At 71.4% G+C, this 6,495-nt stretch carries 4 protein-coding genes; 1 reads left to right on the forward strand and 3 read right to left on the reverse strand.

What is annotated here, in order from left to right; translation table 11 throughout:
* Positions 1-400: 400 nt before the first annotated feature.
* Genes AC08OX_RS04040 through AC08OX_RS04050 form a run of 3 tightly spaced genes read right to left on the reverse strand, consistent with a single transcriptional unit; the run spans position 401 to position 3,852 of the window.
* Positions 401-1,636, reverse strand: a complete 1,236-nt coding sequence (locus AC08OX_RS04040) for an NAD(P)/FAD-dependent oxidoreductase (RefSeq protein ID WP_476606570.1) — start codon at positions 1,634-1,636, stop codon at positions 401-403.
* A 39-nt stretch (positions 1,637-1,675) separates the two neighbouring features.
* Positions 1,676-2,842, reverse strand: a complete 1,167-nt coding sequence (thiH, locus tag AC08OX_RS04045) for a 2-iminoacetate synthase ThiH (RefSeq protein ID WP_476606571.1) — start codon at positions 2,840-2,842, stop codon at positions 1,676-1,678.
* Positions 2,839-3,852 carry a thiazole synthase gene (locus AC08OX_RS04050; protein WP_476606572.1) on the reverse strand — a complete coding sequence of 338 codons (1,014 nt, stop codon included), beginning with the start codon at positions 3,850-3,852 and terminating at the stop codon, positions 2,839-2,841. Before AC08OX_RS04050 ends, thiH begins: the two co-directional genes overlap by 4 nt.
* A 464-nt stretch (positions 3,853-4,316) precedes the next feature.
* On the opposite strand from AC08OX_RS04050, the gene pknB reads away from it, so the two are divergent.
* Complete coding sequence (gene pknB / locus AC08OX_RS04055; RefSeq protein ID WP_476606573.1) at positions 4,317-6,413, forward strand: Stk1 family PASTA domain-containing Ser/Thr kinase; 2,097 nt, start codon at positions 4,317-4,319, stop codon at positions 6,411-6,413.
* Positions 6,414-6,495 lie beyond the last annotated feature (82 nt).

The following is a 6,495-nucleotide window of genomic DNA, read 5'->3' on the forward strand; positions in this document are numbered from 1 at the left end:
CCCGGTCCAGCAACTCCTGCTCGACGTGGTCGAGCGGACGGTCGATGAGCACGAGAAGCGCGTCGGCCGACCGTGCCGAGGTCGGGCCGAGACCCGCTGCCCGCAAATGGTCGCCGAGCGCGTTCACACCGGCCAGATTCGACACCAGGTGAATGCGAGGCACGTCTCCGCACTCTAGTGACCGTTCCCGACGTTCCGGCGATTGGGGTCATCAAACAAAGATCCAAATAAAGATCCGCGCAAAGATCTACACAAGGATGCATACATAACGCAATGCCGGGCAGGGGTACCAATGATCCTGATATCCAGAAATCCCGCTGTCCGGCCGACCGGAACGCCTGGAACGCCTGGAATGCCTGGAAAATCCGAAACACCGGGAACACCGGGTCGTCACCGGGCGTCATCGACTTGCCGCGGCCAGTTCCTTCATCGACACGGAGATATCGGCGAAACGCTCCCGATCCGGGATACCGTCGGCCGCCATCAACCGGCGACCGGCGACCATGTCCATCGGGCGCCCCACAGTGACCAGCGCTTCGAGACGGCCGTCCGGGGCGAACCACCCGGCCGACCAGCCAGACGGACGCCCGCCGTCGGGCGGCACGACGACGCCCGGATCGCCCCGGAACACCGGGGCAGCCTCTGCCGAAGGGAATCCCGCGAACTGCACCATGCGGCCGAACTGTTCCGACCAGAAGTAGGGCACCGGGTCATAGACGGCCTCCCCGCCAAGCAGCGTGCTGACCGCGACCGCGGGCGACTGCTGGGCGCAGTCCCAATGCTCGACCCGCAGCCGCCGACCGTAGCGACGCGACCACCAAGCGGCACAGTCACCGATCGCGACCACCGGCGGCCGGTCGCCGTCGGCACCGTCGGCACCGTCGGTCCACCGGGCGGCGAGATGCTCGTCAACCACGGCTCCCCGGTCGAGGGCGAGCCCGGAACCGGCGAGCCAGGCGGTGCCGGGCCGCACCCCGACGCCGACGACAACCTCGTCCGCAATCAGCTCCTCACCGCCGGCCAGCACCAGCCCGTCGGGGGTGACCCGCTCCACGGCCGTGGCCAGGCGCAGGGTGACCCCGGCCCGGGCGTACCACGCGATCGTGCACCGGCCCACCTGCGCGCCGAGCGCGGCGAACAGCGGCGAGGCGGCCGCCTCCACGACGGTGACCTCGGCACCGATCGCTGCCGCCGCCGTGGCGACCTCCGCGCCGATCCAGCCGGCACCAACGATGACGAGCCGGACGCCGGGACGCAGGGCGCCACGCAGACCCCGGGCGTCGTCAATGGAACGCAGGACCCGCTGTGGGCCGTCGCCCGGCAGGGTTACCGGGTCGGCTCCCGTCGCCAGCACCAGGCCGTCGTACTCCAGCGGCCCCGCGTCGGTCTCCACAGTGCCCGGTCGCAGGCCCGTCGCCCGCCGTCCGAGGCGCACCTCGACCCCGTCGAGGTCGAAGGGCAACGTCGTGTCGTCGATGCGGCCGGAGAGCACGGCCTTGGACAGAGGCGGACGATCGTAGGGCCGGTGCGGCTCCGCCCCGAGCAGGATCACCTCTCCCGCGAAACCACGCGCGCGCACCTCGGCGGCGGCCCGGCCCCCCGCCATTCCCGCGCCCACGACGACTATTCGCTGCATTCGAGCAGACTATCGACGACCCGCGACGCCGGGCCGCCGTCACCGCACCGGGTCGACAAGCGGAAAGGCGTCCTTCCACACCGGCTCGTACCCGGCTTCGGCGAGCATCGCGGCGATCTGTGCCGGCGAACGCTCGTCGGAGATCGAGAACTGTTCCTGGGCCGTGCCGGGCGTGGTGTAGCCGCCGGGTTCGGTGGAGGAGCCGGCGCTCATGGTGGTCACGGCGATGCGGACGAGCCCGTCGCGCAGCACCGCCGGCTCCCGGGTCGACAGCGACAGCGCGAGGTCCGGCTCGAACAGGCGCAGGGCCGCGTACGCCTGGACGAACTCCGCGTCGTCAACGACGACGACCGGCGGGAACCCGCTGGCACTCGGCTTGATGCGCGGCAGCGCGATCGAGACCTCGGTCCGCCAGTAGCGACGGGAGAGAAAGGAGGCGTGCGCGGCCAGCGCGAGCACGTCAGCGCGCCAGTCCGGGGCGAGCCCGAGCAGCGCGCCGATCCCGAGCCGGCGCACCCCGGCCCGCGCGGCCCGTTCGAACGAGGACAGCCGCCGGTCGTAGTCACGCTTCCAGCCGGCGACGTGCACCTCGGCGTAGCGGGCCCGGTCGTAGGTCTCCTGGTAATGGACGACTCCCTCCAACCCGGCACGCACCAGCCGGGCATAGGTGTCGTCCGACCAGGTCTGGGTCTCGATGCTGATCGAGGGGAACATCGGCCGTAGCTGCTCGACCACCGCGACGAGGTAGTCGGCCGATACCTCGACGCGATGCTCGCCGGAGACGAGCAGCAGATGACGGAACCCCCGGTCGGCCAGCAGGCGTCCCTCCGCCACCACCTCCTCGAGGTCCAGCGTGCGGCGCACCACCGGCAGGCCCTTGGCGAAGCCGCAGTAGGTGCAGGACGACAGGCAGGCGTTCGACACGTACATCGGGGCAAACAGCCGGACCGCCCGACCGAACCGGAGCAGGGTCGCTTCCCGGGCGGCAATCGCCAGCTCCTCCAACCGGGCGGTGGCCGCGGGTGAGAGCAGGATCGCCAGCTCCGCGAGGCCGATCCGGGGGGTGGCCGACCCACCGGATCCGGGCCGAACCCGCCGCAGCACCGTGTCCACCTCGGCGGACGTGGCCCGCCTCGACATCGCGGACAGCCCGGCCAGGTCGTGACCGGCGAGTTCGCGCGCGAACTCCCCTGGCGGGGCGCTCACCTGGACGCCTCGCCCACCACCGCCGCCGGGGACGCCGCCCGGGACACCGAGGGCACGGGCGACGCCGGTGACGGGTGGGACGCCGGTGACGGGTGGGCACCGAGGAACCCGGTGAGCGGGGAGGAGGCGGACGCCACCGTGGCCGGGCCGGCGGCCCCGCGGCCGGCCAGGAAACCCAACCGGCCGGCGGCGGTGGCGAGCGCGAAGGCCCGCGCCATGCGCGCCGGATCGGCGGCCACCGCGATAGCGGTGTTGACCAGCACCGCGGCCGCGCCGATCTCCATCGCCTCGGCCGCGTCCGAGGGCACCCCGAGCCCGGCGTCCACGACCACCGGCACCCCGGCGCTCGCCACGATTGCCTCGATCGCGTCCCGGGTGCGCAGCCCGCGGTTCGAGCCGATCCAGCTGCCCAGCGGCATCACGGTGGCGCAGCCGACCTCCTCCAGCCGGCGGGCCAGCACCGGGTCGGCCGAACAGTAGGGCAGGACCGTGAAGCCGTCGGCCACCATGAGCTCGGCGGCGCGCAGGGTCTCCAGCGGATCCGGCGCCAGGGTGCGCGGATCCGGGGTGACCTCCAGCTTGACCAGACCGGTGCCCGTCGCCGCCCGCCCGAGGCGGGCCAGCCGCAGCGCCTCGGCCGCGTCCACCGCGCCCGAGGTGTTGGGCAGCAGGGTCATCGACGGCGGGATGAAGTCGAGAACGTCGCCGTCACCGATCCGGCCGATGTCGACCCGGCGCAGCGCCACGGTGACGATGGTGGCACCGGATGCGACGAGGCTGTCCCGCATCACCTGGTGACTCGCGAACTTCCCGGTGCCGATCAGCAGCCGGCTGCCGTAGGCCCGCCCGGCGATGACGAGATCGTCCGCCCCCACGGCACCGGGTCCGGCCTCACCACCACCCCCGCCGCCGACGGCGGCACCTTCACCCGCGAGGCCATCGGGACAGGAACCCGCGGGGGGAGAATCGCCGGGACGGGAGCCGGCAGGACGTAGGGGGTGCTGCGACACGATCTTTCATCCTCCCCACGCGCGCATGACCGCGATCGGGTATACGGGTCGCCGACGAGATACTGGCCAGCCTCTCAGCCCGCGTCCGTGGGCTCCCCGGAGCAATCGACAGTGTAACCGCTGCTTCCTGACCGCTGCTTCCTGACCGCTGCTTCCTGACCGCTGCTTCCTGACCGCTGCTTCCTGACCGCTGCTTCCTGACCGCTGCTTCCTGACCGCTGCTTCCTGACCGCGGCTTCGGGTGTCCCGCCGCGACGCCGGTCTGCGACGCCGATCTGCGACACTGATCCACGCCCGTAGACGATCATCGCGACCTTGAGAACCGATTCAATGTGGGCACCCGGGTTTCACCCGGTGGACACCATGCTGCGCGACGAGGTACTTCTCGCTCGAACGACGTATCCGGGTTAACCTCGCGGAGCTCGGTAGCGGCATCCTTCGACAACGATCGTAAACTCTCCCTCGTGGATGCCACCGTGGCCGACCCCGTCGTAGGTCGGCTTCTCGACGGCCGCTACACGGCGCAGGAACGGCTCGCCGTCGGCGGGATGGCGACGGTGTACGTCGCGCACGACAACCGGCTGGACCGGCTCGTCGCCCTCAAGGTCATGCATCCCACTCTCAATCACGACCCGGAGTTCGTCGCCCGTTTCCATCGCGAGGCCAAGGCCGTGGCACGGCTCAACACCCCGCGCGTCGTCTCCATCCTCGACCAGGGTTCCGACCACATCCCCGCCGGTCTGGTCAACTACCTGGTGATGGAGCTGGTGCGCGGCCGGTCGCTGCGCCAGCACCTGGGCGCCCGGGGTCGGCTCCCGGTCACCGAGGCCATCGAGATCATCGAGCCCGTGATCGAGGCCCTCGCCGCCGCGCATGCCGCCGGCACCATCCACCGCGACATCAAGCCCGAGAACATCCTGCTCGGTGACGACGGCCAGGTGAAGGTCGCGGACTTCGGCCTCGCCCGTCCGGTGAGCCAGCCCACCCAGGCACTCACCGGCGGCGTGGTGATGGGCACTGTCGGGTACCTCGCCCCCGAGCAGGTCACCCACGGCGTCGCGGACACCCGCAGCGACGTCTACGCCGCCGGTGTGGTGCTCTTCGAATCCCTGACCGGGCAGCTCCCGCACAGCGGCGCCACCCCGATGTCGGTGGCCTACCAGTCGGTCCACGGCGACGTGCCGGCGCCGTCCACCATGATCGAGGGCATTCCCGCCGAGCTGGACGGTCTTGTTCTCCGGGCCACCGCCCGCGACCCGGCGCGCCGGCCGGTCGATGGTGCGGCACTGCTGGCGGAGCTGCGGCGCATCGAGCCGTTCCTGCCCCCGCAGGACGCCTACCCGAGCGGGTTCACCGGCGAGATCGAACGGATCGGGTTGGCCGAGCGGCCTTCAGGGGCTCGGGAGCCCGGGTACACCCAGGATCCCGGGTACACCCAGCCGTTCCAGGCTGAGGACTACGACGACTCCCGGGGCGCCGGGCCGGGGGCCGCCGCGGAGCGCGCGTTCGCCGCTGCCGGGCCGGGCCAGCCAGGCACCGGCGCGCTCTATCGATCTGCCTCCCCGCCCTCGCCGACCGCCACGGCCTATCTCGGGGGCGGTGGCGGGCGCGGGCGGCGGCGGGCCGCCGCATCGCCACGCTCCCGAGGGCTCATCCCGGTCGTCGTCGGTGGCGTGGCCGTCCTGGTCCTGCTGCTCGGGATCCTCGCGTTCCGTTCCCTGTCCGGCGGAGGGACCGAGGTCCCTCCGCTGACGAACCTGAGCAGATCCGACGCCGAGAAAATGCTGCGCGACGCCGGCTTCCAGTTCACCTACCTCGACCCGGTCGCCAGCGCCACGGTACCGGTCGGCCACGTCGCCCAGCAGGATCCCCGGGACGGATCGAAGGTCGACAAGGGCGCGCTCATCACCCTGCGGCTGAGCTCCGGGCCCGCGACGGTGCGCGTGCCGGACCTGGCGAACCTCACCGAGACCCAGGCCAAGGCCCGGCTGGCCGAAGTGGACCTGACCCTCGGCGGCCTGAGCCCACAGTCCAGTGACACGGTGCCGGCGGGCCATGTGATCGGTACGAACCCCGGGGCCGGCACCGCGCTCAAGCCGAAGGACCAGGTCATCGTGATCACTTCGACGGGCCCCGCGGCGAAGCCGGTGCCGGCCGACATCATCGGCAAGTCGTTCGAGGAGGCCAAGGCCGAGCTCGTCGGCCTGAACATCGGCCTCGTGGTGCAGCGCACCGACGCCATGAACGACGCCGTGCAGCCCGGTGAGGTCTTCGGGGTCTCTCCCGACGTGGGGCAGCCGATCTCACCCGGCGGCACCGTCACCCTCACCGTAGCCGAGGCCGACGGGTTCGACAACGGTGACGGTTCCGGGGGCGACGGCAGCGGGATCCAGGTCCCCGTGCCGAACGTGATCGGGAAGAGCTACCGGGAAGCCGAGAACATCCTGCAACGCCGGGGGTTGAAGATTGACCGTATCGGCTGGATCGGCGGGCCGGGCGACCGGGTGACATCCAGGGCCGCGCAGAGATCATGCTACGTTGTGATTGGTGACGTTTTGTAGACGTGCTGTGGGGTGACTCGGGGTGCCCTGGGCGACACAGCGCGAGCGAAGCGTCTCTTTCCTCATGCGTACCCGGCACGGG

It is taken from the genome of Frankia sp. CoBUL1, from assembly GCF_978021245.1.